Below are 24,754 nucleotides of genomic sequence, written 5' to 3' on the forward strand. Positions count from 1 at the left end.
GATTGTATCCAGCGATCGCGCCATCATTTTCATTTAAAAGGGAAACTATAAAACAGGGGATCTGATATCAGATCCCCTGTTTTATAGCTATTCAAAGAGACTGGAAAATCAGAATTCCATTTCAGCCTCTTGCACTCGTTCCACTTGCTTCTTCTTCAAGACCAGCATGATTTGAGTGACAGTAACAATCGCAAAGAATGCCAGTAATCCAAGAATGCGATTTGGATCTTGTAGAACAATCTCGGCATCCACTTGACCAAAACCGCCGACGTTGGGGTTACCAGTCAAGGCATCGCCCGAAGCAACCTCTTGCCCTTCAGCAATCAGCAATTCAGGTCCCGCAGGAATCATATCTACAGCAGACTTGCCATCAGCAGCCTTAATCGTCACGGCATAGCCACCATCTTCTGCCTTGGCAACTTGAGTAATTTTGCCAGCCAAAGAAGCGTTGTAAACTGCATTGTTGCTCTTTTCACCTGTAGGGTAAATCTGTCCACGACCGCGATTGCCGCCCACATGCACAGAATACTTGCCAAAGTGGATTGATTTATCTTGGTTAGGATTGGGTGACAGGATAGGAAACACAATTTCCTGATATTGCTCACCGGGTAGAGGACCCACCACAATCATATTTTGCCGAGTGTCGCTATAAGGCTGGAAGTAAACATCCTGCACTTCTTCTTTAAGATCTTCAGGAATGCGATCTTCCGGTGCCAGGGTAAACCCTTCCGGCAACATCAGCACGGCACCGACGTTAAGCGGACCTTTTTCTCCACCTGCAACGACTTGTTGAACGGTGGTGTCGTAGGGAATTTTGACGATCGCCTTAAACACCGTGTCAGGTTTAACCGATTGGGGAATCTCTACTTCAGTTGGCTTTTGGGCTAAGTGGCAGTTGGCACACACAATGCGCCCGGTCGCTTCACGAGGATTTTCGTACCCTTGTTGGGCATACACAGGGTAGGCGGCGGCAGTTTGAGGAAGAGCCAGACTGCTTGTTAAGAAGATGGTAATCGCCGCGATCGCCACCAAGGAAGATCGTCTTAGCAAATTAGTTCCAAGCAGACGAGTGTTAGTAAAAAAACGAGTTCTCATATTTATCAGCGTTAGCAGGGGAATCGGCAGAATGGCGGCTTCACCAAAAGGTTTAGCGGGTTGTAGTTAAAAAGCAACGGTTACGGCTCAAAGTTGTGGCTCAGACTATCTAAGCCCACTCACCGTTTTATGCCCACCAGGGATCTTCATCCGTCCGAAAATCGGTTTCAGTCCAAGGGGTGAACGCAATCTTATCTTCGTCAACAGCAGCGTGAACGAGTGCCAAAGAGAGGGGGGCTGGACCACGCACTACTTTTCCTTCACTGTTGTATTGAGACCCGTGACAGGGACACATAAACTTGTTTTCGTTGGGGTTCCAAGGAACCACGCAACCCAAGTGAGTGCAAATGGCATTCAAACCAAAGCTCGCGATCGATTTGTCTTCTTGCACAATCACATAGGTTGGGTCACCTTTAAGCCCTTGAGCCAACACATGATCACCCGGATTATGGCTTGCTAGAAAATCGGTTACTACCACTTCATTGCCCAAGGCATCTTTAGCGGCGCATTCCAGTACTGCTAAAGAGCCGCTTTTGGAACCGGAGGCGAAACTAGAGGAGCGTAGTCAGCAGGAAGAACGTCTGCGTCCTCGCCGTTTGTCGGAATACATTGGGCAAAAAGATTTGAAGGAGGTGTTGGATATTGCCATCCAGGCTGCCAAAGCCCGCAAGGAAACCCTGGATCATCTGCTGTTGTACGGACCGCCTGGTTTAGGAAAAACAACGCTCTCCCTAATTTTGGCAGAAGAGATGGGCGTGGGCTGCAAGATGACGACGGCTCCTGCCTTAGAGCGTCCGCGAGATATTGCGGGATTGCTCTTGGGCTTGCAGCCAGGAGATGTGCTGTTTATTGACGAAATTCATCGGTTGCCCAAAGTAACGGAGGAAATTCTCTATGCGGCAATGGAAGATTTTCGGCTGGATGTAACTTTGGGCAAGGGGTCTAGCGCCCGGACACGCTCCATTCCACTAAAACACTTCACCCTGGTTGGGGCTACTACCCGCGTTGGCGCACTCACTTCACCCCTGCGCGATCGCTTTGGGTTAATTCAACGACTGCGCTTTTACGAACTGGATGAACTGCTGCAAATCGTGCTGCGAACAGCAGGTATTTTGAAGATGTCGGTGACTGATGAGGGCGCAACCGAAATTGCTCGGCGATCGCGCGGCACCCCTCGCATTGCCAATCGCTTACTCAAACGGGTGCGGGACTATGTGCAGGTAAAAGAGTTGGGCGACCTAACCGAAGCGATCGCTGCTGAAGCCCTAGAACGCTACAACATCGATCCCCTCGGCTTAGATTGGACCGATCGCCGCCTGCTAACCGTGATGATTGAAAACTTCAACGGTGGTCCCGTTGGCTTAGAAACGATCGCCGCTGCCACGGGTGAAGATGCCCAAACGATCGAAGAAGTCTATGAACCCTATCTACTGCAAATTGGTTACCTCAACCGCACCCCTCGCGGACGCATCGCCACCGCCGCCGCCTGGAAACACCTTGGCTATACTCCTCCCGATGCCCAGCTTTCAATCCTTTAAACTAGGAGGCAGGTATCAGGGGTCAGAAAGAACATTGCCTGAAACCCGAAACCCAAAACCCGAAACCCGAAACCTGAAACCTGAAACCCTATGATTCGCCTTCTTGCCGCTTTTTTTAGCCTACTGATTGTTGTGATGACGGTTGGGTTAGTCCCCTCTGCGATCGCTGCGCCCCAGGATTCTCTGACATCTCCCGCACCCTCCAAAATTGTGGAGCCTTCTGCATTAGATTTGCTGCAAGATTTGGATGCTTTGTACCAAAAGGCGCTGGATGCCACCAATCAGGGCGATTTTGCTACGGCAGAAACCTACTGGACGCAAATGCTGGATCGCTTTCCCCAAAATCCCGCCGTTTGGAGCAATCGAGGCAATGCACGAGTGAGCCAAAACAAGCTGGAAGGCGCGATCTCGGACTACAATAAATCGATTGAACTGGCACCCGATTCACCCGATCCGTACCTAAATCGGGGGGCAGCGCTGGAAGGGTTGGGCAAGTGGGAGCAAGCGATCGCCGACTATAATCATGTGCTGGAACTAGACCCAAAAGATCCGCTGGCGTTTAACAATCGCGGCAATGCCGAAGCAGGATTAGGACAGTGGGAAACCGCGATCGCTGACTTTAAACAAGCGTGCGATTTAGCTCCAGACTATGCTTTTGCCCGTGCCAACTATGCACTGGCGCTCTACCAAACCGAGCAAACCGATGAAGCCATTCGCACCATGCGAAACCTAGTTCGTAAATATCCCAAATTTGCCGATATGCGCGCTGCCTTAACCGCCGCATTGTGGGCACAGGGCAGACAGGGAGAAGCCGAAAGCGAATGGGTCGCCGCTGTGGGAGTCGATTCGCGCTACAAAAATATCGAATGGCTGACCAAAACCCGCCGCTGGCCTCCCCAAATGATTGCCGCTATGGAAAAGTTCTTGACGCTCAAATCTAGTTAGTACGGAGTGCGGTAAAGTATCCCCTTAGCTTCCCAACCCAAACTCTAATCTATGTCTCGCTCTAGCTCCCTGCGCTACTACATTTTGACTCGCTTGCTGCTGGCTCCATTGATGCTGTGGCTGATTGCGACTTTGGTATTTTTGCTGATGAGAGCCACCCCAGGCGATCCAGTAGACGCGTTATTGGGACCACGGGCACCCCAAACCGCTAAAGATGAACTGCGGCAGCAGCTAGGTTTAGGACAGCCTTTATGGATGCAATATTTGGGTTACATGGGATCTTTGCTGCGCCTAGATTTAGGCAACTCCCTCACCACTCAAGGGCAATCTGTGTGGGAAATTATCCAAAAGTTTTTCCCGGCAACCGTAGAATTAGCGCTGTGTAGCTTAGCGATCGCCCTTATGGTGGGCGTTTCCGTTGGCATAATTACCGCGTCCCGCCCCAATACCTCCCTAGACTTGGGGGGCAGACTGTTTGGCATTCTCACCTATTCTGTTCCCATGTTTTGGCTAGGAATGCTGCTGCAATTGATCTTTGCCGTGCAGCTTAACTGGTTTCCCTTGGGCACTCGCTTTCCGGTAACGATTGCCGCACCCGATGGCCCTACGGGCTTGTACCTTTTGGATAGCTTGCTTCACGCGAATCTCAGTCAGTTTTTCACGGCGCTCTATTATCTGGCTTTGCCCTGTTTCACCCTGGGGATTTTGATTAGCGGCATTTTTGAACGGATTGTGCGGGTGAATTTGCAGCAAACCCTCAAGGCTGACTATATTGAAGCCGCCAGAGCGAGAGGCATTTCGGAATCTCGCATTTTAGTCTCCCACGCGTTTAAAAATGCGCTGATTCCCGTGATTACCATTTTGGGACTCACCATTTCAGCCTTGTTAGGCGGCGCAATTCTCACAGAAGTCACGTTCTCGTGGCCTGGGCTAGCCAATCGGCTGTATCGTGCGATCGCCCAGCGAGATTACCCCACGGTTCAAGGAATCGTAGTGTTCTTCGCCGCGATCGTCGCCCTGTCCAGCATCCTCACCGACATCATCAACGCCTATATCGACCCCAGAATTCGCTATTAAGAGCAAGGGTCAACGAGAAAAGGGCGATGAGAACATCAGGCAACGAATAAAGTGGCTCAGTTTTAAAAACTGAATGCTCGTATGCTGATAGCAGCACCCAATGTCAAGGGCTAATACCAACGCCATACCTCCCACTCACCCACTAAATTTAAATTATCGATATGACTGACGCATTACTTCAGGTTGACCAATTGAGCATTGCCTATCCCACTCGGCAAGGGCAATTGGGCGATGGGAAAAAACAGCCGATTTGGTCAGTCGATGAAGTCTCCTTTGCGTTGCGAGCAGGCGATCGCTTGGGGTTGGTGGGCGAATCGGGCTGCGGCAAATCCACTTTAGGACGCGCATTGCTGCGGTTGCTGCCAGCGGGAAGCGTGACCCAAGGCAGTATTCAGTTTGCCGGACAATCGGTGTTAGATCTTGCGCCCGCAGCATTACGGCGCTTTCGAGGTGAGTCTGTGGCGCTGGTGTTTCAAGACCCAATGACGCGGCTAGATGCGCTGATGACGATTGGCGATCACTGTGTAGAAACCCTGCAAGCTCACCAGCCAAACTTATCGCGATCGCAGGCAAAAGATCGAGCGATCGCCGTGCTCGAAGCAGTGAAAATTCCTGCCAATCGCTGGGCGCAATATCCCCATGAATTCAGCGGCGGAATGCGGCAGCGAGTAGCGATCGCCTTGGCACTGCTGCTGAATCCCAAACTAATTGTGGCAGATGAACCCACTACAAGCTTGGATGTGACGGTATCGGCTCAAATATTGCAGGAGCTAACGCGCCTGTGCCGTGAGCGAGATATGGCGCTGCTGCTGATTTCCCACGATTTAGCCCTAGTTGGGGAATACTGCGATCGCATTGCCGTCATGCACAGGGGCAAATTTGTTGAAACAGGCGACACCCAATCCATCCTCACCCATCCTCAACATGACTACACGCGATCGCTGTTGCAAGCAGCCCTGCATGTGCAAGCGATCAACCCTGTTTCCCATTCTCCCCTTCACTCCTCTCCCCCACTTCTTCGTCTTCAAAATCTCAAGAAACACTACAGTCTAGAATCCAATTTGTTTGCCCGATTGTCTGGTCAAGAGCAAACCTTGAAAGCCGTAGATGACATTACCCTGGAGATTTATCCCGGCGAAACCTTAGGATTAGTAGGCGAATCGGGCTGTGGCAAAAGCACCCTATCTCGGACAATTTTGCAGCTTGTGCGCCCTAGCTCTGGACGAGTTGAGTTTTTAGGACGCAATTTGCCTGACTTGAATCGTACAAATATGCAGCAGCAGCGGCGACAGATGCAAATGGTCTTTCAAGATCCGCGTGCTTGCCTCAATCCGAAGATGACGGTGGGACAAAGCATTGCCGACCCGCTATTGATTCATCAGTTAGCCACCCCGATCGCCGCCAAAAAAGCGGTGCTAGAGATGCTAGAGCGGGTGCAATTAACTCCTGCAACTGCCTACTACTCCTGCTATCCATCGGAGCTTTCCGGGGGGCAACAGCAGCGCGTGGCGATCGCCCGCGCCCTCATCACTCGTCCCCAACTTGTGATTTGCGATGAACCCGTGAGTATGCTGGATGCTACCGTGCAGGCGCAAGTGTTGGACTTGATGCAAGAACTCAAGCAAGACTTTGACCTGACCTATCTCTTTATTACGCACGATCTCTGGGTGGCACGCTATTTTTGCGATCGCATTGCCGTGATGCAAGCTGGAAAAATCGTTGAAATTGGGCAAACCCATGACATCTTCTCCAACCCTCAGCATCTTTATACCCAAACCTTGTTGCAAGCAGCACCTCTGTTAAAAAAAGGATAAAGTCGAAAGTCGAATCTTTGCTTTTGTTTGGCTTGCCAGTTCAAGCGCTCTATCGTACTACAAATGTAATATAAAACCGAGCGATTTCCAGATTCACTGGTTATCATGGGTGAACGGTTGTGTTTTTGCGATCGCTTCAATTCTCAGCCAGCCTATTTTGGATTTGTGTAACCGTTGCTCCACAGTGATTGCGTGTGTAATCCTCCAGTCATTTCTTCTGCTGCATTTCCCCATGCTTCGACCCTCATCGCTATGACCTATTTCGATCAATTTGATCCTTATAACTCCAGACAGCCGCAAGCGCAGGGACTTTTAAGCGCAGGATGGCGACCTTACTATCGACAGATCGATCCTAAATTTTTGGCAGATTTGGTGCTACGAGACACGCCTGAGCTTGCCCACAAATGGTTTAGTCTCAACAGCAACTTGGCAAATATTGCCGGACGCAATGAGTTTGCTTGGTGGGCAAATGTGATGAATTTGTTTTCCACTGAGGCGCGGTATCACCTGGATGACTTTTGGAACTACATCACCCCTGATCCGCCTTACCCCGACCATCGTTTTACCGATGTGTTAAGCGTGGAAACGCCGATCAAACCAATGATTAGTCGGGATGCGATCGCGATCGATCATGTTTTTAGCCGGCTGCGAGAAATTATTATCCTCAAGATTCTCAAGTTTTTAGGACGACCTACCCTCATCACTCAACACTACCTCGATCGCTTTTTTTACTTTCCGATTGAGCAATTTACAAACTGGGAACGGTTAGATGTCATCAACACTGCCTTTGGCTACTGGGAAGACCCGGAAATGTGGCTACAAATCGACAATGTGGGGAAAGAACGCCGCCTGACCCTGCTAGCAAGAGATCTCAAACCCTTAGTTCGCAAAGTAACCCATGGGTTAGCAGTCATGCTCAGTGGATATCAAAGCCGCGTAGGACAGATTCAGTCGCAGTTTTCGATTCGCAGCTTTCCCCCAGATATTCAAGCCTTTACAGATGTAGTGCAGCAAGCGATTTTGGATCAAGATCAATTGGCCGTGCTGGTGAGTGGGGAACCGGGCACAGGCAAAACGGTGTGGACGCAGGCGATCGCCAAAGAAATTTTGGTGTCCCTTGGCTACGTTACCTTTATTTTGGATCACGATGCCGTTCAAAATTTTGCCCCACCTCCCTACCTAGAACGGATCTGCTTGATTATCAACGAAGCTGATAACCTTGCTCAAGATCGCTCTATGGAAGTCGCGCAATATAGCAACAAAACCGAACATATCCTGAGCTTGCTCGACGGCACGCTTTACCGCAGCGTAATCGACGAAATTGGACTGCAATCGGATCAAAAACTTGTGATTCTCATGACCTGCAACACCACCGATCGCCTCGACCCTGCCATGCTGCGTAAAGGACGGATTGATTTAACCTGCGAATTCACTCACCGCTTTGTTTAGGCGTTTTATCATGCACGCCTCCCAAACAAATTTTTCCAAATAAAAAGGTAGACATCAAACCCAAGGCACCTTTCTAAAAAGGATTAACCTTAGCCAACACAACCAATCTCTTGATTTTGAAATGGTGGCTGATGTCTACCGCAGTTCATTCACCTGTGGATTCATACTCGCAAAGCCATATGTCGGTATCGTGTTTGAGAGATGAACTTAAAATGACAGGAAGCGAAACTTGAATGATTAACCCGGCAATAATTGAGACGACATTTATTCAAGCAGCCTAAGCAATGAAAGGATATGGATACCTGGGTTGGGTCAATGCCTAAAAGCTGTTGAGCATCGGTTGAGAAATAGAAATTTTCCGATTTTGTCAACCACTCTCATTCCCCATGCTGCTCAAAATAGATTTCAGTACCCATAGGGCATCTTCCGAATACGCTAACGGCTTCGGCGCTTTTTCTTTAGGAACTGACGGATCAACTCTATCTGCCACTTGCCATTTTTGCCGTTGGCTATAAAACTCAGAGTTCCCCTCTTCCACTAACTGCATAGAATAGGATGCAGAGCAGGGGGAATCTTTTCCAAAGTGGGGGCTGTTGTATGAATTTTGGAGTTTTGCCGCTGCGGGCGATCGCGTTTCAAGGGTTGTTTTTATTGATTGCGATCGCCCTAGAAGCGATCGTTTACTTTAGGCGGCTTGGGTTTGACTATAAAACAAGTGTTCGCTATGCGGCATCGGTCAATCTGTTTTCTACCTTTATCGGCTGGTTAATCTTTTTCAATTTGCAAACACTTTTACCACAGCCATTGAAAGAGCAACTTATTAGCTACTTTTTTTTTGAACGGTTTTTTATCAATCCTTGGACACCCAGTATTGCGCCTTTGCTAGCGCTTTCAGGATTAATTGTTTTTATGAGTGTCTTTCTTTTAGAGCTTAAAAGTTTAGAACTTTTAGACCTTTTATTAGGAAAAATTAAGGCGGAAGACATTCTGATTAATAGAGAGGACTCCCGCACATCGCGTTTACGCCAGCAAAGTATCCTGTTCAAGTCGAATAGTCGAGCGTATGCCGTTCTAGTTGCCAATGCTTATAGCTTCAGTGCGATATTGTTTTTGCTAATTATTCGTTCGGTTGAAAAAACCCGCTAGCGTTTAGATCAAAATGCTTGATTTTTTGAGACCGTTTATCTCCTTAATTCCACCAGCCTTAGTGCCCTTGGTGCTACTGGCGATCGCTCTACTACTCGTTGCGCCTTTGGGATTGTTTGCCTTTAATTTTCTGGCAATTAAAACACTTTTTGAAGAGCTTGGTAAAATCTTTCAAGATATTTTCAAGCTGATTATTCCTAAAAAGTGGGATTCTGCAAAAACACTAATCTGGCTAAGCGTTTTCTCTTGGGCGATGTCTCTCCCAACCCGGTCATCTATTCAATCATTTATCGCGTTTTGCGGATGGCTTTTGCTCATTCCAGGTATTCATTGGTTAATGCACGAAGAAAAGAAAATTAAAGAGTTTCTCACTATCGAAAAAATCTTTATTGCTCCTTGGATTACGGGTGCATTAATCTGCTTCTTCTTATTTGCAACTCCAGAAAATTTACCTGGCATTATGGTGGTCAGTTGGCCTATTGTTTCTGCCATTATCGCAGCACTGCCAAAATTTATTAAATCAGGTCCCGCTTATAAAGTGCCCGATCCTCCCGTTCGGCAAGATTTAATTATTATGGTGTTGTTTAACCTGTTGCTAAGCTGCTGGATTCAGCTCTGTTATTCAACTCAGGTCTGGTTGGCACAATATCCCAGCTTTCAGGCAGATAATTTAACGAACAGTTCTTTCGTCGTTAAGACACAATCCAATGAGGATGCTGATTCTCAAGGCATTGATATTTTGAGGCAAGCTGAAGCATCCCTGAAAGAATCATTGCAAGGACAATCTTGGTCGCAGGTTGAACGATGGCTATTGAATTTTGACGATCGCATCAACGATTTGAATGAGCAAATTATTGACCGACTCCCGCCCAAAGCAGAGAATGCCTATTGGCAAGTGGAAGGACGGGTTTTATCGGGTGAGTATAATGTGCAACTGTTTGCAGTATGGAAAGGTCCGTCTTCCGATAACTTGGGGTATCACCTGGCAAAAACCTGTCAGATTTCTCAAGGGGTGCCAGCCGATATCACAGCACCCTGGCAAACACCAGCAATTGGGGGGCGTGTTGCTCCAAATACTCAGGGTGATGCCGCAACCGTGTCTTGTGGTTCAGTAACAAAACCCATTAAAGGACAGCCGGGTATGGCACAGTAAATTGAAAAACTGAAAGGGTTGTGAGGGGTTAATTCAGATGAACATTGGCAGACTATTTGTGATGGCATCGAATGTGTTTCGAGAAGTCATTCGCGATCGCGTTTTATATCTCATTGGGCTATTTGCTCTATTTTTAGTTGCCTGTTTTCGATTACTGCCCGAAGTTGCCGCCGCGACAGAAAACAAAATTATTTTAGATGTGGGTTTAGCAGCCATGCACCTGCTGGGGTTAGTAGTGGCTATTTTTGTGGGCACAGGCTTGGTGAACAAAGAGATTGAAAAGCGCACCGTGTTAGTGCTGATGGCAAAGCCAATTAGCCGTACCGAGTTTATTGTGGGTAAGCATTTAGGTTTAACGGCAGTGATAGCGGTGCTGGTAGCGGCAATGACAGCTATTTTCATGGCGCTGCTTGCGTTTAACCAAGTCGCTTACCCCCTAGCGAGTCTTTTGGTTTCTTCTGTGTTCTTGTGGTTGCAGTTGTCTCTGATTACCGCGATCGCGATTGTCTTTGGGGTATTCACAGGCTCTCTGCTTGCCACGCTACTCACCTTTATGGTTTTTCTCATGGGCAGCTTTAGCGCTAATTTGGTCACCCTAGGCGCGCAGGGTAAGGATGCCACCATTACGGCTGTCACCCGAAATTTATATCTAATCCTGCCCGACTTATCGCGACTCGACTTGAAAAATCAGGCAGTTTATGGAGTATTGCCGCCGTTGAATACCCTGCTGCTTAATGCAGGCTACGGGGTGCTTTACATCATTTTGCTATTGGCGATCGCCACTCTAGTGTTTTCCCGTCGTGAGTTTTAGGCAAGCCTTCGTCAAGTGATTAACCTACGCTGCCATATCAAACAGCAACACTTCAGCCGGGGCGATCGCCTGGAGACTGAGCACCGATTCTTGGGCGATCGCTGCTCCATCACCCGCTGCAAGGGTGCGATCGTTTAATTGCACCGTACCCCGTGCCACTTGCAACCAGGCAACCCGTCCCTCTGCCAAAGTATGGCTGACCGTTTCGCCTTCTCCTAACGCCGTGGCATACAGGTTCACATTTTGGTGAATCGTAATCGAGCCATCCCGTCCATCGCGAGAGCCAACCAGCCGGAGCTTGCCACGCTTTTCAGATTCAGCAAACGTCTTTTGCTCATAGCTGGGTTCAATCCCTGCTTGCTCTGGTAACATCCAAATTTGCAAAAGGTGAACTGGCTCGGTGTTGGACGCATTAAACTCACTGTGACGAATGCCCGTTCCAGCAGACATCCGCTGCACATCGCCAGGTCGGATGATTGATCCCGTACCAATGCTGTCTTTGTGTTCCAATGCGCCTTCTAGCACATAGGTAATAATTTCCATATCCCGATGTCCGTGGGTAGGAAACCCTTTTCCAGGGGTAACTTTATCTTCATTAATCACTCGCAGGGTTGCAAAACCCATGTGGTTCGGGTCGTAATACTCTCCAAAGGAAAACGTGTGCCGACTATCCAGCCAGCCAATGTTCACCGCACCTCGTGCTTGAGCCGGACGAATTGTAATCATTTTGTAGACCTCCTAACGGATGGCACAACTAATATCAACCCTTTTATTATGAATTGAATCTATTAAAAAGACAATATGCTATTTAATTGACATATTGTATCTATAAAGATGACAATGTTGAACTATGGACAAGTTTGAACAAATTCGTGCCTTCACGCAAGTCGTTGCTTTCTCAGGGTTTGCGGCGGCGGCGCGGGAAATGGGGCTGTCGCGATCGGCAGTCAATAAACTGGTGATTGCGCTGGAAAATGATTTAGGCGTGCAGCTTTTGCATCGCAGTACACGGGTGGTGACTCCTACGGAGACGGGGCTGGCGTTTTGTGCGCGGTGTGTGGAAATTTTGGCAAGTCTTGAGGAAGCTGAGCGATCGCTGACCCAATTGCAAGAGGAGCCACGCGGCAGACTGCGAGTGAATGCGCCCATGTCTTTCGGCACGCTGCATTTGGCTCCGGCTTTAGCTGACTTTCTGATGCAATACCCTGATTTGCAGGTGCAACTGACCCTCAGCGATCGCTTTATCGATCCCATTGAGGAAGGCTTTGATCTCACTATTCGGATTGCAGTCCCTCAAACGGTTGCCAGCTTAATTGTGCATCCACTCGCTCCGGCTCCACGGGTGTTGTGTGCCGCATCAAGCTACTTGGCAGAGCATGGAATTCCGGCTCACCCCAATGAACTGCATCAGCATTCCTGTCTGCATTACGGTCAACTTGCCGCTGAAAATCAATGGACTCTGCATGGAGCGGATGGCGCACATACCCTTTCGGTGTCTGGAGTGCTTTGCTCAAATAATGGAGAGGTTCTCAGAGATGCTGCTGTTCGTGGCTTAGGAATTGCGCTCCTGCCTCGCTTTATGATTGAAGCCGAACTTCAACAAGGAACGTTAGAGGTTGTTTTGCCCGATTATCACCCGCCTGAACTCACTCTTTCGGTGATCTATCCCGTTAATCGCCATCTCTCGACTAAAGTTCGTTTGCTAGTTGGGTTCTTACAAAACCGCTTCAGTCAACATCCAAGTTGATTGGAAGCATCACGCTTGGAGATCAACGCCATCCTAAAAGAACCAATATGGGCAGCCTGATCCAGGTTTATTATTCTGGAACTTCCAGGGGTTCTGCTTGCTGCTCCATTTTCATCGAGGGTGTTTCCATCACAGGAACCTCTGGAGATAAAGGGATTTGGGGTTGTGCTGGTGTAGGACTGTTTGGTGTAGAACTATCCCGACGCAATCGTTGCCGCAATTGATTCAACTGAAACATAAATTCTGATTTCAATTGAGCAGTTTTTTCAGCCACCTGCGATCGCATATCTTTTTGCTCCGCAACATCCTTCGGTAAAAGCGGCGATCGCGCTTTCTCAGACTCGTTTGAGGAAGTAGGTTCTTCTGTCAATTTTACGGATGGCTCAGGCGCAATTAAACGAGGTGCAACCGCTTTACCGGGTTCAGCAGGACTGATCGATTGGGCAGGATTGCCTGACTTCGATTGGGTAGAGTCTTTGAGGATTGGCTCCTGCTCAGGTATGGGCGTTGCCTTGACCGTGGGCACTGTGGAAGGCGTGACTAACGGCGTGGTTGGAGACGGTTTGACTAACTCTTTTGCAGCTTTGGTTTGAGGTGCGGGAGTTTTGATCGGTGTGGGCGTTGGTTTGGCGATCGGGGCAATGGGTTCTGCCATGGGCGATCGCATGGGTGTAGGAGTTTTGTAGTTTGGATCTACAATTCCCTGGGCATCTGCCGCCAGAATCTCCCCTCGCACTAGCTTAGATAAGGTATCCTTGCCGCCGGGTTCATAAGTAATCACCCGCGCCGTATTGTTAAACGTGTTTTTCACTGGATCGCCATTTTCATCTAACAATTCTAGCTGCACCCAATTTTTGCCGGGTTTAAACCCTTTGAGATAAATAGGCTGCCATTGATCCAAAATGAAGCTATCGCCGTTGACAGTGCAGCGAATTCGCCAATCGGTAATGTCATCTTTGGGGGTCTCGCGGGCAATCAAGTGTAAAGGCGCATTGGTGAGATAAAAATCCACCATAATCGGCTCTGCGCCATAGGTGCCCTGCGGTCGGCTGTAAGTTAGCAAGGGCAAGGTAGAGCTTGGGCTATTGTCTTGAGTTTTGGTGAAAACGTGAAACGTGGTCTGAGCGAAAGCACCCTCGTTTTTAAAGCTTTCATGCCAAGGACGAGAGGCAAAGGCTCGAATGGTATGGGTTCCGGGGGCAAGATTGTCAAAGATAAGCGGCTTGCTCGTATCGTAAACCGCTTGATAGGTCTGGTTATCGAGCAATACATGTAGATGAGTGCCTAATCCTAAGGCAGCATTTTTGAAGATGGGCAAATCTTTGACCTGAAACTGTACCGAAACTTTGTCATCGCTTAGGACTTGGTTTGGTTTAGGACTCAGGATGAAAACTTGCGGTTGATAGCCATCTAAGGCAGGTCTTAGATTTTGAATTGCGCCAGGAGGAGCAACTTCCATAAGTTTGCCTGCTGCTTTTGCTGTTTTGGCTGTGTTAGGGGCAGCTTTTTTGGTTCGGGCTGCTAATGCACTAGGCGGGGCGATCGCATTTAGCGCAATCAGCACCACCAACAGCAAAGCCGCTAAAGCGTTAGCAACTCTGCCCCAGTTCGCACCAACCCAGTCAAATCTGCCCCAGTTAATTCCAAACACCAGCACTCTACTCCTTGCGGCTTTTCCTAGGGAACTATAGCGGAATCTAAGACAGACTATCTAATTGTAGATATCTTACGATTCAATTAATCGACCCACTACAGATTGGTATCACAGGACGAGGAGGAAAAGCGATCGCTGTTTGTTGCTTAATAAAAAGTTTTAATGGTTGAAGTTTACGATCGCTAACCTGTAAGTTTGGCGCGCTCTGTAAATCTAAGCAAACTTTAGTAACGCTAAAGAGTGAGTTTAAGCAGATTGACTATCTACCTTAAAACTTTCACACTCTCCTCAAAGCCCTTCCCATCATACGACTCAAGGCTGGATATAAAGTTCTTACTCTAGGTATAGACCAAACTTGATGTTGCAAATATTTTTGTAATTTAGAATCGCTTAAACCCTTGCGGCAATGCGTTTTACAGTGTTTCAGAGTGTTTCGCCTGCTTGATATTGTTACGACAGGGCTTGACTTTCGTGGTTATTCCTGGATGCGTAACCTAGGCTGTATCCGCGATTGAGCGGTTTTTAATTATTGTTAACCTCTACCAATCAGACTGCTCAGCGATCCTATAATGTCACGATGAGAACCCCGATTTAGGCTTCCACTCTGCTTTTTGGACTTCTCTAAAGTTCAACTAGCAAAAGTCGCTCTGATTCCCTCGAATCTCTCGAAGTGATGCCGAGTTGTTCTATCCCAAAAGCCATGCATCTGAACTTCCTCAATCCTGTCTTTATTAGATCTGTGTTGCTGACGTTCTCAATGTTTGGTGAAATTAAGTAGATAAATCAACTTAGCCATCAGAGCAAACCTAATGAAGGGGGGATTCCTCGTTGCCTTGTCTAGAGAGAGGAGAGTCTCAATGACAATTACCCCACAGCGAGAAGCAAAAGTAAGAGTTGTTGTCGATAGAAATCCGGTTCCTACTTCTTTCGAGAAGTGGTCACAACCAGGACACTTTGACCGCACCCTTGCCAGAGGACCCAAAACCACCACCTGGATTTGGAATCTTCACGCTCTCGCTCACGACTTTGATAGCCATACTTCCGATTTAGAAGACGTATCCCGTAAGATCTTTAGCGCTCACTTTGGTCATTTAGCCGTTGTTTTCATCTGGCTGAGTGGCATGTATTTTCATGGCGCAAAATTTTCAAACTATGAAGCTTGGTTGACCAACCCGACCGTTATTAAACCTAGCGCTCAAGTTGTGTGGCCAATCGTGGGTCAAGAAATTTTGAATGCTGATGTTGGCGGTGGCTTCCACGGAATCCAGATTACTTCTGGACTGTTTTATCTGTGGCGAGCTTCTGGCTTCACCAATAGCTTCCAGCTTTACTGCACCGCGATCGGTGGTCTAGTAATGGCAGGCTTGATGCTGTTTGCAGGGTGGTTTCACTACCACAAGGCTGCACCCAAGCTGGAGTGGTTCCAAAACGTCGAGTCAATGCTTAACCATCACCTAGCAGGTTTGTTTGGTTTGGGATCATTGGGCTGGGCAGGTCACCAGATCCATGTTTCCTTGCCAATCAACGAGCTATTAGATAGAGGCGTTGCTGCAAAAGATATTCCTCTGCCTCATGAGTTCATCCTGAACTCCAAGCTGATGGCAGATATCTATCCGAGCTTTGCTCAAGGATTAACGCCTTTCTTCACTTTAAACTGGGGTGCTTATTCAGACTTCCTTACCTTTAAGGGAGGCTTGAACCCTGTTACTGGTGGACTTTGGCTGACTGATACTGCTCACCATCACTTAGCGATCGCAGTGATGTTCATTGTGGCAGGTCACATGTACCGTACCAACTGGGGTATCGGTCACAGCATCAAAGAGATCTTAGAAGCTCATAAAGATCCCATCATCATCACAGGTGAAGGACATAAAGGTCTCTATGAAGTACTGACGACCTCTTGGCACGCCCAGTTAGCAATTAATTTGGCAATGGCTGGCTCCGTGACCATCATTGTTGCCCAGCATATGTACGCTATGCCGCCCTATCCTTATATGGCGACAGACTACGCAACTCAGATATCTCTGTTCACGCACCACATGTGGATTGGAGCCTTCCTGATTGTTGGCGGAGCCGCTCACGGTGCCATCTTTATGGTGCGTGATTACGACCCTGCTGTGAATCGTGGCAATGTGCTGGATAACGTGCTTCGTCACCGAGATGCCATCATCTCTCATCTCAACTGGGTCTGCATTTTCTTGGGCTTCCATAGCTTTGGTTTGTATGTCCACAATGACACCATGCGTGCATTGGGTCGCCCCCAAGATATGTTCTCTGATACCGCAATTCAGTTGCAGCCTATCTTTGCTCAGTGGGTTCAAAACCTTCATACCCTTGCCCCCGGCGCTACTGCTCCAAATGCTCTAGCTCCTGCTAGCTACGCATTTGGCGGCGGCATCGTTGCGGTAGGCGGTAAGATTGCGATGATGCCGATCGCGCTAGGCACAGCAGACTTCATGGTTCACCATATTCATGCCTTCACCATCCACGTCACCGTGTTGATTTTGCTGAAGGGTGTGCTGTTTGCTCGTAGCTCTCGCCTAGTTCCCGATAAGGCAAACCTTGGATTCCGGTTCCCTTGCGATGGACCTGGACGCGGTGGTACCTGCCAAGTTTCAGGCTGGGATCACGTTTTTCTTGGTTTGTTTTGGATGTATAACTGCATCTCCATTGTGATTTTCCACTTCAGTTGGAAGATGCAATCGGATGTGTGGGGAACCCTTAACGCGGATGGTTCCGTAGCCCATATCGCGGGTGGTAATTTTGCTCAAAGCGCTATTACTATCAACGGTTGGTTGCGTGACTTCCTCTGGGCACAAGCGGCACAGGTGATCACATCCTATGGATCTGCTCTGTCTGCTTACGGTCTTCTATTTTTGGGTGCTCACTTTGTATGGGCATTCAGCCTAATGTTCTTGTTTAGTGGTCGCGGCTACTGGCAAGAATTGATTGAGTCGATTGTTTGGGCACACAACAAGCTAAAGGTAGCTCCTGCAATTCAACCTCGCGCTCTGAGTATTATTCAGGGTCGAGCAGTTGGGGTTGCTCACTACTTATTAGGCGGAATTGTGACCACCTGGGCATTCTTCCTGGCTCGCACACTTGCACTTGGCTAAGCGAGGAGAACACATTAAAATGGCAACCAAATTTCCAAAATTTAGCCAAGACCTCGCTCAAGATCCGACTACTCGTCGGATCTGGTACGGAATTGCAACAGCCCATGACTTTGAAAGTCATGACGGTATGACGGAAGAAAATCTTTACCAAAAGATCTTCGCTTCCCACTTTGGTCATATCGCCATCATCTTTCTATGGACTTCTGGCAGTCTGTTCCACGTAGCGTGGCAAGGCAACTTTGAACAGTGGATCAAAGATCCTCTGAATATCCGTCCCATCGCCCATGCGATTTGGGACCCTCAATTCGGCAAAGCCGCAGTTGAAGCATTTTCTCAGGGTGGGGCTTCTTACCCTGTAAATATTGCTTACTCTGGTGTGTACCACTGGTGGTACACCATTGGAATGCGAACCAATGGCGACTTGTACAGTGGAGCGATCTTTCTACTGATCCTGTCTTCTTTGTTCTTGTTTGCAGGTTGGCTTCACTTGCAGCCTAAGTTTCGTCCTAGTTTGGCTTGGTTCAAGAACGCTGAGTCTCGCCTTAACCACCACTTGGCTGGTCTGTTTGGGGTTAGCTCTCTAGCTTGGGCAGGTCATTTGATCCATGTGGCGATTCCTGAAGCTCGTGGTCAGCATGTGGGTTGGGATAATTTCCTATCGACATTGCCTCACCCGGCTGGATTGGCTCCGTTCTTTACGGGCAACTGGGGTGTTTATGCCGAAAATCCTGATACAGCTAGCCATCTATTTGGTACGGCTCAAGGATCTGGAACAGCTATCCTGACTTTCTTAGGTGGCTTTCATCCCCAAACCGAGTCTCTCTGGTTGACGGATATGGCGCACCATCATCTAGCGATCGCAGTCCTATTTATCATCGCGGGACACATGTACCGCACGAACTTTGGGATTGGTCATAGCATCAAAGAGATGATGGATGCTAAAACATTCTTTGGTAAACCCGTTGAAGGTCCATTCAACATGCCTCACCAAGGCATTTATGAAACCTACAACAACTCCTTGCACTTTCAACTAGGTTGGCATCTGGCAGCGTTGGGTGTGATCACATCCTTGGTGGCACAGCACATGTATGCGATGCCTCCCTATGCCTTTATCGCGAAGGATTTCACCACTACGGCAGCGCTCTACACTCACCACCAGTACATTGCTGGATTCCTGATGGTGGGGGCTTTTGCTCACGGTGCGATCTTCTTAGTTCGGGATTACGATCCTGAGCAAAACAAGGGCAATGTGTTGGCACGGGTGCTGGATCACAAGGAGGCGATTATCTCCCACTTGAGTTGGGTGTCCCTTTTCCTTGGCTTCCACACCTTGGGTCTGTACGTTCATAACGATGTAGTCGTTGCCTTCGGCACCCCTGAGAAGCAAATCTTGGTTGAGCCTGTGTTTGCACAGTTCATTCAAGCCTCTCACGGTAAGCTGCTGTATGGCATGAACACGCTGCTGTCAAATCCTGATAGTATTGCGACCACCGCATGGCCTAATTACGGTAACGTATGGCTACCTGGTTGGTTGGATGCAATTAACAGCGGCACCAACTCTTTGTTCCTTAGCATTGGTCCTGGCGATTTCTTGGTTCACCATGCGATCGCGTTGGGTCTTCACACCACCACATTGATCTTGGTCAAAGGTGCGTTAGATGCTCGTGGTTCTAAGTTAATGCCCGATAAGAAAGACTTTGGCTACGCCTTCCCGTGCGATGGTCCGGGTCGTGGCGGTACGTGCGATATCTCAGCTTGGGATTCGTTCTACCTCGCGATGTTCTGGATGTTGAACACCTTGGGCTGGGTTACTTTTTACTGGCACTGGAAGCATTTAGCGCTTTGGTCTGGTAATGCTGCGTCTTTCAATGAGGGTTCAACCTATCTAATGGGCTGGCTCCGTGATTACCTGTGGCTCTACTCAGGTCCATTAATCAACGGCTACAACCCATACGGCATGAATAACCTGGCAGTCTGGTCATGGATGTTCCTCTTTGGACACCTGGTTTGGGCAACAGGCTTTATGTTCTTGATCTCTTGGAGAGGCTATTGGCAAGAGCTGATCGAAACCTTGGTTTGGGCACATGAGCGCACTCCTTTGGCGAACTTGATTCGTTGGAAAGATAAGCCTGTGGCAATGTCTATTGTTCAAGGTCGGGTTGTAGGTTTAGCTCACTTTACGGTGGGTTACGTCTTAACTTACGCTGCCTTTGTCATTGCCTCAACAGCCGCGAAATTTGGCTAGTGCCAAATTAGCTCTGTAGGCAATTCATGAAAAAAATCCCCTACCTTACTGGGTGGGGGATTTTTTATGATTTGACCTCTATTGCTTCTTCGCTTGAATAATAATGTGGTGAGCAAGACCTCTTTCAGTCGAGGTATAACTCGTGATACAAACAACCTAAAAATGGATGAATGGATGAAAAGCAAAGTGACTAAACTATCAACTAAATTGTTTGCTGTCTTAGTTGCTGCTGTTGCAGTGGCGCTGGTTTGTCTACACCCGCTGGGCACAAAGACTGCTTTATCCCAAATGCCAGACATATCACTCGATCAGCAAACTCTAATTGCGACGGCAGCCGCTCCCCCGGCACTCATTCCTGCAAAACTGGGAGGAAAACCAGTGTATGTACTTTACGTGACTCGTGCTGAAGATACGGTACTGGTGCGTTGCTATCCTGGGTATCAGCCTGCGATCGCAGTACGAGCAATGAGTGGCAAAACTGGCGCAGATGCCCAGAAAGAAGGGGTGATGACTTGTAAACAGAGTGGTTAGGATCTGCACGCTAGAGTTAGATTCCTACCATTGACAATGCAATATCGAACCCTAAAACAGCCTGCCCGTTGTTAGAAATTAAGGCTTCGCTATTAGGAAAATATTTTTTCAAAAAAATCCCCAGCGTTTTTAACGTGGGAAAGTTCCATTGTGCTTGGCAACGAGGACAACCATTGCGATCTATTTCAGAAATTTGAAGCTGGTAGCGCCCTTGAGGATGAGTGCTGCCGTGAAACCGAATGGTGTGTCGAAACTGGGAACTCATATCAATCAACTTTCTATCTAGAGGCTTATATCTTTATCTTCTTAGAGTTCTCTATGTTTGAAAGTGAGTCTAGACAATGGTTTCAATTGACCTTAAGCGTGTTATTGAGTGAGATGAATGCACCTTTTGATTGACGCAAATCACAAGGATGCAGCTTCATAAAAAATCAGGTGTTGAAGGTTTAACTTTCAACACCTGATACTTTTGAATCTCCTTATTTGGATTGCTTTAAGCGTCGTTTCGCGCTTGACGAGCCATTTCTAGCAGACTTCCCCATCGCTTCTGAAACTGTTTAGCAGTAAGTTTAAGAGTCTTGGCAATTTCAGCATCGTCCATCTGAGCTTGCTTTAGTTGCAACATCTGGCGTTGTTCGGGGGTGAGGCGATCGAGAAAACTATCCCATTGAGAAGTTGCCATGCCCAAGTTTTGATCAAGGTCTGCGCCCAGCCATTGATGCACCAGTTTCCAATTACGGGAAAGGGTAAATTTTTCGACATGATATTTGAAGCGCTGCTGCAAGTAGTCGCGTTGACGGGGGGTGAGTCCCAAAATATCGTCAATTTCGGGGGCTGACATATCTTGTAGTTTCAGCACAAGATAATCTACGCAGTCAGTTTGATCTTCCGATTCTAAATACTGAACCAGTTCGGAAATCACGCGATCGCGCAATACTGCCTCGGAAGAATCGACCGTATCAGACACCATCCGTTCCCGTAGCTGCTGCACGATGGGCATCCGGTTATGCATTTCTGCGTCTTCACCCCGCGCTGACTCTAGCGCTTGTTCGATATCTACCGAGACTTCGATGGGTTGACGTTGCCCAAAACGCTGCGATCGCAGCACAATTAGCTGCTGATTTTGTCCGGCAGGTAAGGAAATACGACGCTTCGCGTATTGTTCCGTAAATGCCATATACTCTGCAAGTTCCAGTCGGCTCCGAGGTTGATAGGTTTCTGGCAACACATTCTCACGCCGAAATGCTTTGAGTGACTCGGTATAAAATCCTTGCAAAAAATCTTCAATTAGGGTGTATCGTGCCTGAAAACCAAGCTGCATTCGAGCCGGAGCCACATAGCGATAGACTATCGAAGCTAAGGTGCTGTGCAGTTCAGTCCGCCCCCGTTGGGAGCCAAGCTGATAATAGTTAATACATTTTTGTAAGCGATGACGAGCTAAAGAAAGCTGCCAAGACTGCGCTTGCCCAGAGGCTTGAATCCGTCCACTTTTTTGGCAAACTCGCTCAACTTCAGCCGCAATCCGTCCGGCTAAGCTCTCTACACTACCATTGAGTTTACTGACTTCTTCTCGAAATTCTTGCGCTAATATTTGAACGAGCGCAGGCTGATCGAGAAAATGAACGGCTGTTGGCGGAGCGATAGAACCATTTGGATGATTGCGTTGGATCGATTGGGACTGATCGGAGATCGCACGAGGCTCTGATTGGGCAGAATAAGTAGAAACCGATCGCGCACAAGGGGGAGGAGACTCAATATTCATGGCTTGGTAATGCACACTTAGGGGAGTTGTTAAGACAGAAGAAGCCTTAGGTTTCCGCTGCTCTTGTTTTTTGACGTTTTGCTCGGCAACTGTCATAACTATCTACACACTCAGATTTGTGAATTACGGGTTCGCTTTGGGTGAGTCTGTGGCACTTCTTATCAGGCGACACACAAAAAGAAATGAACTTCCTTGTTAAGTGGGTGCATGTCGCTGCAAAGCTCTCAAACACAAGAGAAGTAGGCAAGATAATCCTCGCCATTTCTCTTGGATGGCGCGAATCCACTTTTGACAGTAAACAGTTGACAAGCTGCTTTAGACTGATCGGCTCCTCAACGAAGCCTGCTATGCACTAGCTAGTTTGGGGGTAGCTATCCGGATATTTATGACGATAGATAGATGAAAAAAGTTCATTCTGTTATGGGAGTCTCGGAAATCCTAAATTTGCAGGGTTTCATCAGCGTCCGGTACTAGTCCACAGTTCTGCGGCTTCCCATCCAAGACCCTTACGAACTAGCGCAGGTTCCTCACTGCTCAAATCTAAAATTGTGGATACCTCATAGCCCGGTTCTTGCTCATCGTCCACAATCACGTCCACCAGTTTATCTAAACAGTCGAATAAATCTAAGCGGGATGGATACTCGATCGCGTTTTGGTTGCGATCAGAACCGTCTTCTACAACATGGGCAGAGGTCGAAATAATTGGGTTGCCCAAGCCCTCTAGAAGTGCCTGACAAATGGGGCGATCGGGCACGCGAATTCCTGTGGTGCGGCGCTTGGGACTCATCACTAGCTTAGGAACCAGCTTGGTAGTCGGTAACAGGAAGGTATAAGGGCCAGGAATCAATCGCCGCATAATTCTGTAGGCTTCGTCACTGACGATCGCATACTGGGCAATATTCGACAAAGATGAACACAAAAATGTCAGAGGTTTATCATTGGAAAGTTGTTTAATTTGCCTAACCCGTTGTATTGCACTTTTAGAGTTCAAATCGCACCCGATCGCATACACCGTATCTGTCGGATACAGCAGCACTGCCCCATCTTTTAGCGCTTTGATAATAAGGTTTACTGTTCGGGCTTGAGGATTCTTAGGATGAAGCGTATGAAGAGTTGCCATGATAGAAAAGTGCAGATTAAATAATTCAGACTTAAAAACTTAGAATATTCCCCGTGGAAACGCTACGAGAACCAAACTTGTCTAAAACGCCAATGACCAAAATTGCTTACTTACAATGCCCGACAGGAATTGCTGGAGATATGTGCCTGGGTGCGCTTGTAGATTTGGGTGTGCCGATAGCCTATTTAATTGAGCAACTGGGGCACTTGGGAATTTCACAGGAATACAAACTGTGGACGGAATCGGTTGATCGCAATGGGCAACGGGCGACAAAATTTCATGTCGATCTAGTGTTTGAATCAGGGGCCGTGGTGAACCCAGATGAGTTTGCGACGTTTGATTCACATCCTCATCACGTCCATTCTGCTACAGAAGGGAGCGTTTCCAAGAATTTAATTGCAGACCAGCCTCACAATCATTCTCATGCTCATAGCCATTCTCATGCTCATAGCCATTCTCTCATCGAGGATTCAGCCCATCCGCATCCCCCCATTCGCCACCTACCAGAAATTGAACGGCTAATTCTGGCGGCGCAGCTACCTGCCCAGGCAAAAGCTTGGAGTTTGGCGGTGTTTCGGCAATTGGCAGCCGCAGAAGCCGCCGTGCATGGAGTGCCAATCGAGCAGGTACATTTTCATGAGGTGGGCGCAACGGACGCGATCGTCGATATTGTGGGTACTTGCTTAGGTTTGGATTGGCTAGGAATCGAAGAACTGCACTGTTCCGCTTTACCCACGGGTGGAGGCACGATTCGAGCCGCTCATGGACGAATGCCCGTACCCACTCCGGCAGTGCTGAAACTGTTTGAAATGCGCCAAGTTCCGATTTATTACAACGATATCGATCGCGAACTGGTCACCCCCACCGGAGCCGCGATCGCCACAACGTTAGCGACTCACTTTGGTTCCCCTCCCACAATGACTCTGCATAAAGTAGGTTTGGGGGCAGGGACTCAAAATTTGCCTATCGCGAATGTGTTGCGGCTATGGGTCGGGGAACAGGGAACCTCAAACCTCAAACCTCAAACCTCAAACCTTCACTCTGCTTTTTCTGCTGAAACTCGACACCTAGCCCCTAAAACCTTCCCTTCTACTGAAATCATCACTGTTTTAGAAACTCAAATTGATGATTTAAATCCTCAAGCGATCGCTTATGTGATGGAGCAATTGCTGGCGATGGGAGCATTGGATGTGTTCACTCAAGCGATCGCAATGAAAAAATCTCGGTTGGGAACGCTGCTGACGGTGATCTGTCGGGCTGGAGATGAGGATGCTTGTGAAGCAATGATTTTTCGTGAAACCACGACGTTGGGAATTCGGCGATCGCAGCAACAGCGCCAAATCTTACCGCGAGAAATCCAGGCTGTGCAAACAGACTATGGCACAGTGCGAGTAAAAATTGCTTGGGCAGAAGGACGCGATCGCGCTCCAACTAACGTACAGCCCGAATATGATGACTGTGCCCAAATCGCCCATCAGCAACATATTCCTTGGCGGGAAGTGCATCGGGCAGCCTTAGAAAAATGGCAGCAGCAGATTAAGGAATAGGAAG

Annotated in this window: 21 protein-coding genes; 13 read left to right on the forward strand and 8 right to left on the reverse strand. The window is 48.2% G+C overall.

Annotation, left to right across the window (positions count from 1 at the left end; all coding sequences use genetic code 11):
• Positions 1 to 108: 108 nt before the first annotated feature.
• On the reverse strand, positions 109 to 1,050 hold the full coding sequence (petA, locus tag AC1S5B_RS24535; protein ID WP_482038283.1) for a cytochrome f: 942 nt from the start codon (positions 1,048 to 1,050) through the stop codon (positions 109 to 111).
• Positions 1,051 to 1,222: 172 nt separating this feature from the next.
• Positions 1,223 to 1,573 (reverse strand): cytochrome b6-f complex iron-sulfur subunit, encoded by a 351-nt coding sequence (petC, locus tag AC1S5B_RS24540; RefSeq protein WP_482038284.1) that lies wholly within the window; start codon positions 1,571 to 1,573, stop codon positions 1,223 to 1,225.
• A 4-nt stretch (positions 1,574 to 1,577) separates the two neighbouring features.
• On the opposite strand from petC, the gene ruvB reads away from it, so the two are divergent.
• The 5 genes from ruvB (at position 1,578) to AC1S5B_RS24565 (ending at position 7,918) form a co-directional block, all read left to right on the forward strand.
• On the forward strand, positions 1,578 to 2,633 hold the full coding sequence (ruvB, locus tag AC1S5B_RS24545) for a Holliday junction branch migration DNA helicase RuvB (RefSeq protein WP_482038285.1): 1,056 nt from the start codon (positions 1,578 to 1,580) through the stop codon (positions 2,631 to 2,633).
• Positions 2,634 to 2,723: 90 nt separating this feature from the next.
• Positions 2,724 to 3,578 carry a tetratricopeptide repeat protein gene (locus AC1S5B_RS24550; protein ID WP_482038286.1) on the forward strand — a complete coding sequence of 285 codons (855 nt, stop codon included), beginning with the start codon at positions 2,724 to 2,726 and terminating at the stop codon, positions 3,576 to 3,578.
• A 51-nt stretch (positions 3,579 to 3,629) separates the two neighbouring features.
• Positions 3,630 to 4,655: an ABC transporter permease gene (locus AC1S5B_RS24555; RefSeq protein ID WP_482038287.1), complete on the forward strand. Its 1,026-nt coding sequence runs from the start codon at positions 3,630 to 3,632 to the stop codon at positions 4,653 to 4,655.
• A 161-nt stretch (positions 4,656 to 4,816) separates the two neighbouring features.
• On the forward strand, positions 4,817 to 6,469 hold the full coding sequence (locus AC1S5B_RS24560; RefSeq protein ID WP_482038288.1) for a dipeptide ABC transporter ATP-binding protein: 1,653 nt from the start codon (positions 4,817 to 4,819) through the stop codon (positions 6,467 to 6,469).
• A gap of 252 nt (positions 6,470 to 6,721) precedes the next feature.
• The gene (locus AC1S5B_RS24565; protein ID WP_482038289.1) at positions 6,722 to 7,918 is read left to right on the forward strand and encodes an AAA family ATPase; all 1,197 of its coding nucleotides are present in this window, start codon (positions 6,722 to 6,724) and stop codon (positions 7,916 to 7,918) included.
• Positions 7,919 to 8,285: 367 nt separating this feature from the next.
• On the opposite strand, the gene AC1S5B_RS24570 is transcribed toward AC1S5B_RS24565, so the two are convergent.
• Positions 8,286 to 8,465, reverse strand: a complete 180-nt coding sequence (locus AC1S5B_RS24570) for a hypothetical protein (RefSeq protein ID WP_482038290.1) — start codon at positions 8,463 to 8,465, stop codon at positions 8,286 to 8,288.
• A 50-nt stretch (positions 8,466 to 8,515) separates the two neighbouring features.
• Here AC1S5B_RS24570 and fraC point away from each other — a divergent pair, with 50 nt between their 5' ends.
• The 3 genes from fraC to AC1S5B_RS24585 are packed head-to-tail and all read left to right on the forward strand — an operon-like array spanning position 8,516 to position 11,028.
• A complete protein-coding gene (fraC, locus tag AC1S5B_RS24575; protein WP_482038291.1) occupies positions 8,516 to 9,064 on the forward strand; it encodes a filament integrity protein FraC in 549 nt (182 codons plus the stop codon).
• Between the two features lie 13 nt (positions 9,065 to 9,077).
• A complete protein-coding gene (locus AC1S5B_RS24580) occupies positions 9,078 to 10,217 on the forward strand; it encodes a DUF5357 family protein (protein ID WP_482038292.1) in 1,140 nt (379 codons plus the stop codon).
• 37 nt (positions 10,218 to 10,254) lie between these two features.
• Positions 10,255 to 11,028: an ABC transporter permease gene (locus AC1S5B_RS24585; RefSeq protein ID WP_482038293.1), complete on the forward strand. Its 774-nt coding sequence runs from the start codon at positions 10,255 to 10,257 to the stop codon at positions 11,026 to 11,028.
• A 24-nt stretch (positions 11,029 to 11,052) separates the two neighbouring features.
• Here the strand turns inward: AC1S5B_RS24585 and AC1S5B_RS24590 are convergent, their stop codons facing one another.
• Complete coding sequence (locus tag AC1S5B_RS24590; RefSeq protein ID WP_482038294.1) at positions 11,053 to 11,754, reverse strand: pirin family protein; 702 nt, start codon at positions 11,752 to 11,754, stop codon at positions 11,053 to 11,055.
• 124 nt (positions 11,755 to 11,878) lie between these two features.
• Between AC1S5B_RS24590 and AC1S5B_RS24595 the strand changes: the two genes are divergently transcribed.
• Positions 11,879 to 12,775 carry a LysR family transcriptional regulator gene (locus AC1S5B_RS24595; protein ID WP_482038295.1) on the forward strand — a complete coding sequence of 299 codons (897 nt, stop codon included), beginning with the start codon at positions 11,879 to 11,881 and terminating at the stop codon, positions 12,773 to 12,775.
• A gap of 70 nt (positions 12,776 to 12,845) precedes the next feature.
• Here the strand turns inward: AC1S5B_RS24595 and AC1S5B_RS24600 are convergent, their stop codons facing one another.
• Positions 12,846 to 14,426 carry a hypothetical protein gene (locus AC1S5B_RS24600; protein WP_482038296.1) on the reverse strand — a complete coding sequence of 527 codons (1,581 nt, stop codon included), beginning with the start codon at positions 14,424 to 14,426 and terminating at the stop codon, positions 12,846 to 12,848.
• 860 nt (positions 14,427 to 15,286) lie between these two features.
• Here AC1S5B_RS24600 and psaA point away from each other — a divergent pair.
• The 3 genes from psaA (at position 15,287) to AC1S5B_RS24615 (ending at position 20,321) form a co-directional block, all read left to right on the forward strand.
• On the forward strand, positions 15,287 to 17,545 hold the full coding sequence (gene psaA / locus AC1S5B_RS24605; RefSeq protein WP_482038297.1) for a photosystem I core protein PsaA: 2,259 nt from the start codon (positions 15,287 to 15,289) through the stop codon (positions 17,543 to 17,545).
• Positions 17,546 to 17,564: 19 nt separating this feature from the next.
• Complete coding sequence (gene psaB, locus AC1S5B_RS24610) at positions 17,565 to 19,790, forward strand: photosystem I core protein PsaB (RefSeq protein ID WP_482038298.1); 2,226 nt, start codon at positions 17,565 to 17,567, stop codon at positions 19,788 to 19,790.
• A gap of 186 nt (positions 19,791 to 19,976) precedes the next feature.
• On the forward strand, positions 19,977 to 20,321 hold the full coding sequence (locus AC1S5B_RS24615) for a hypothetical protein (protein ID WP_482038299.1): 345 nt from the start codon (positions 19,977 to 19,979) through the stop codon (positions 20,319 to 20,321).
• 16 nt (positions 20,322 to 20,337) lie between these two features.
• Here AC1S5B_RS24615 and AC1S5B_RS24620 read toward each other — a convergent pair whose 3' ends face one another.
• The 3 genes from AC1S5B_RS24620 to AC1S5B_RS24630 form a co-directional block, all read right to left on the reverse strand.
• Entirely contained in the window at positions 20,338 to 20,586 is a 249-nt protein-coding gene (locus AC1S5B_RS24620; protein WP_482038300.1) for a hypothetical protein, read from the reverse strand.
• Positions 20,587 to 20,814: 228 nt separating this feature from the next.
• Entirely contained in the window at positions 20,815 to 22,179 is a 1,365-nt protein-coding gene (locus AC1S5B_RS24625) for a HetZ-related protein (protein WP_482038301.1), read from the reverse strand.
• 361 nt (positions 22,180 to 22,540) lie between these two features.
• A complete protein-coding gene (locus tag AC1S5B_RS24630; RefSeq protein WP_482038302.1) occupies positions 22,541 to 23,203 on the reverse strand; it encodes an L-threonylcarbamoyladenylate synthase in 663 nt (220 codons plus the stop codon).
• A 92-nt stretch (positions 23,204 to 23,295) separates the two neighbouring features.
• On the opposite strand from AC1S5B_RS24630, the gene larC reads away from it, so the two are divergent.
• A complete protein-coding gene (gene larC, locus AC1S5B_RS24635; protein WP_482038303.1) occupies positions 23,296 to 24,750 on the forward strand; it encodes a nickel pincer cofactor biosynthesis protein LarC in 1,455 nt (484 codons plus the stop codon).
• Positions 24,751 to 24,754: the final 4 nt, after the last annotated feature.

It is taken from the genome of Leptolyngbya sp. CALU 1928, assembly GCF_056784215.1.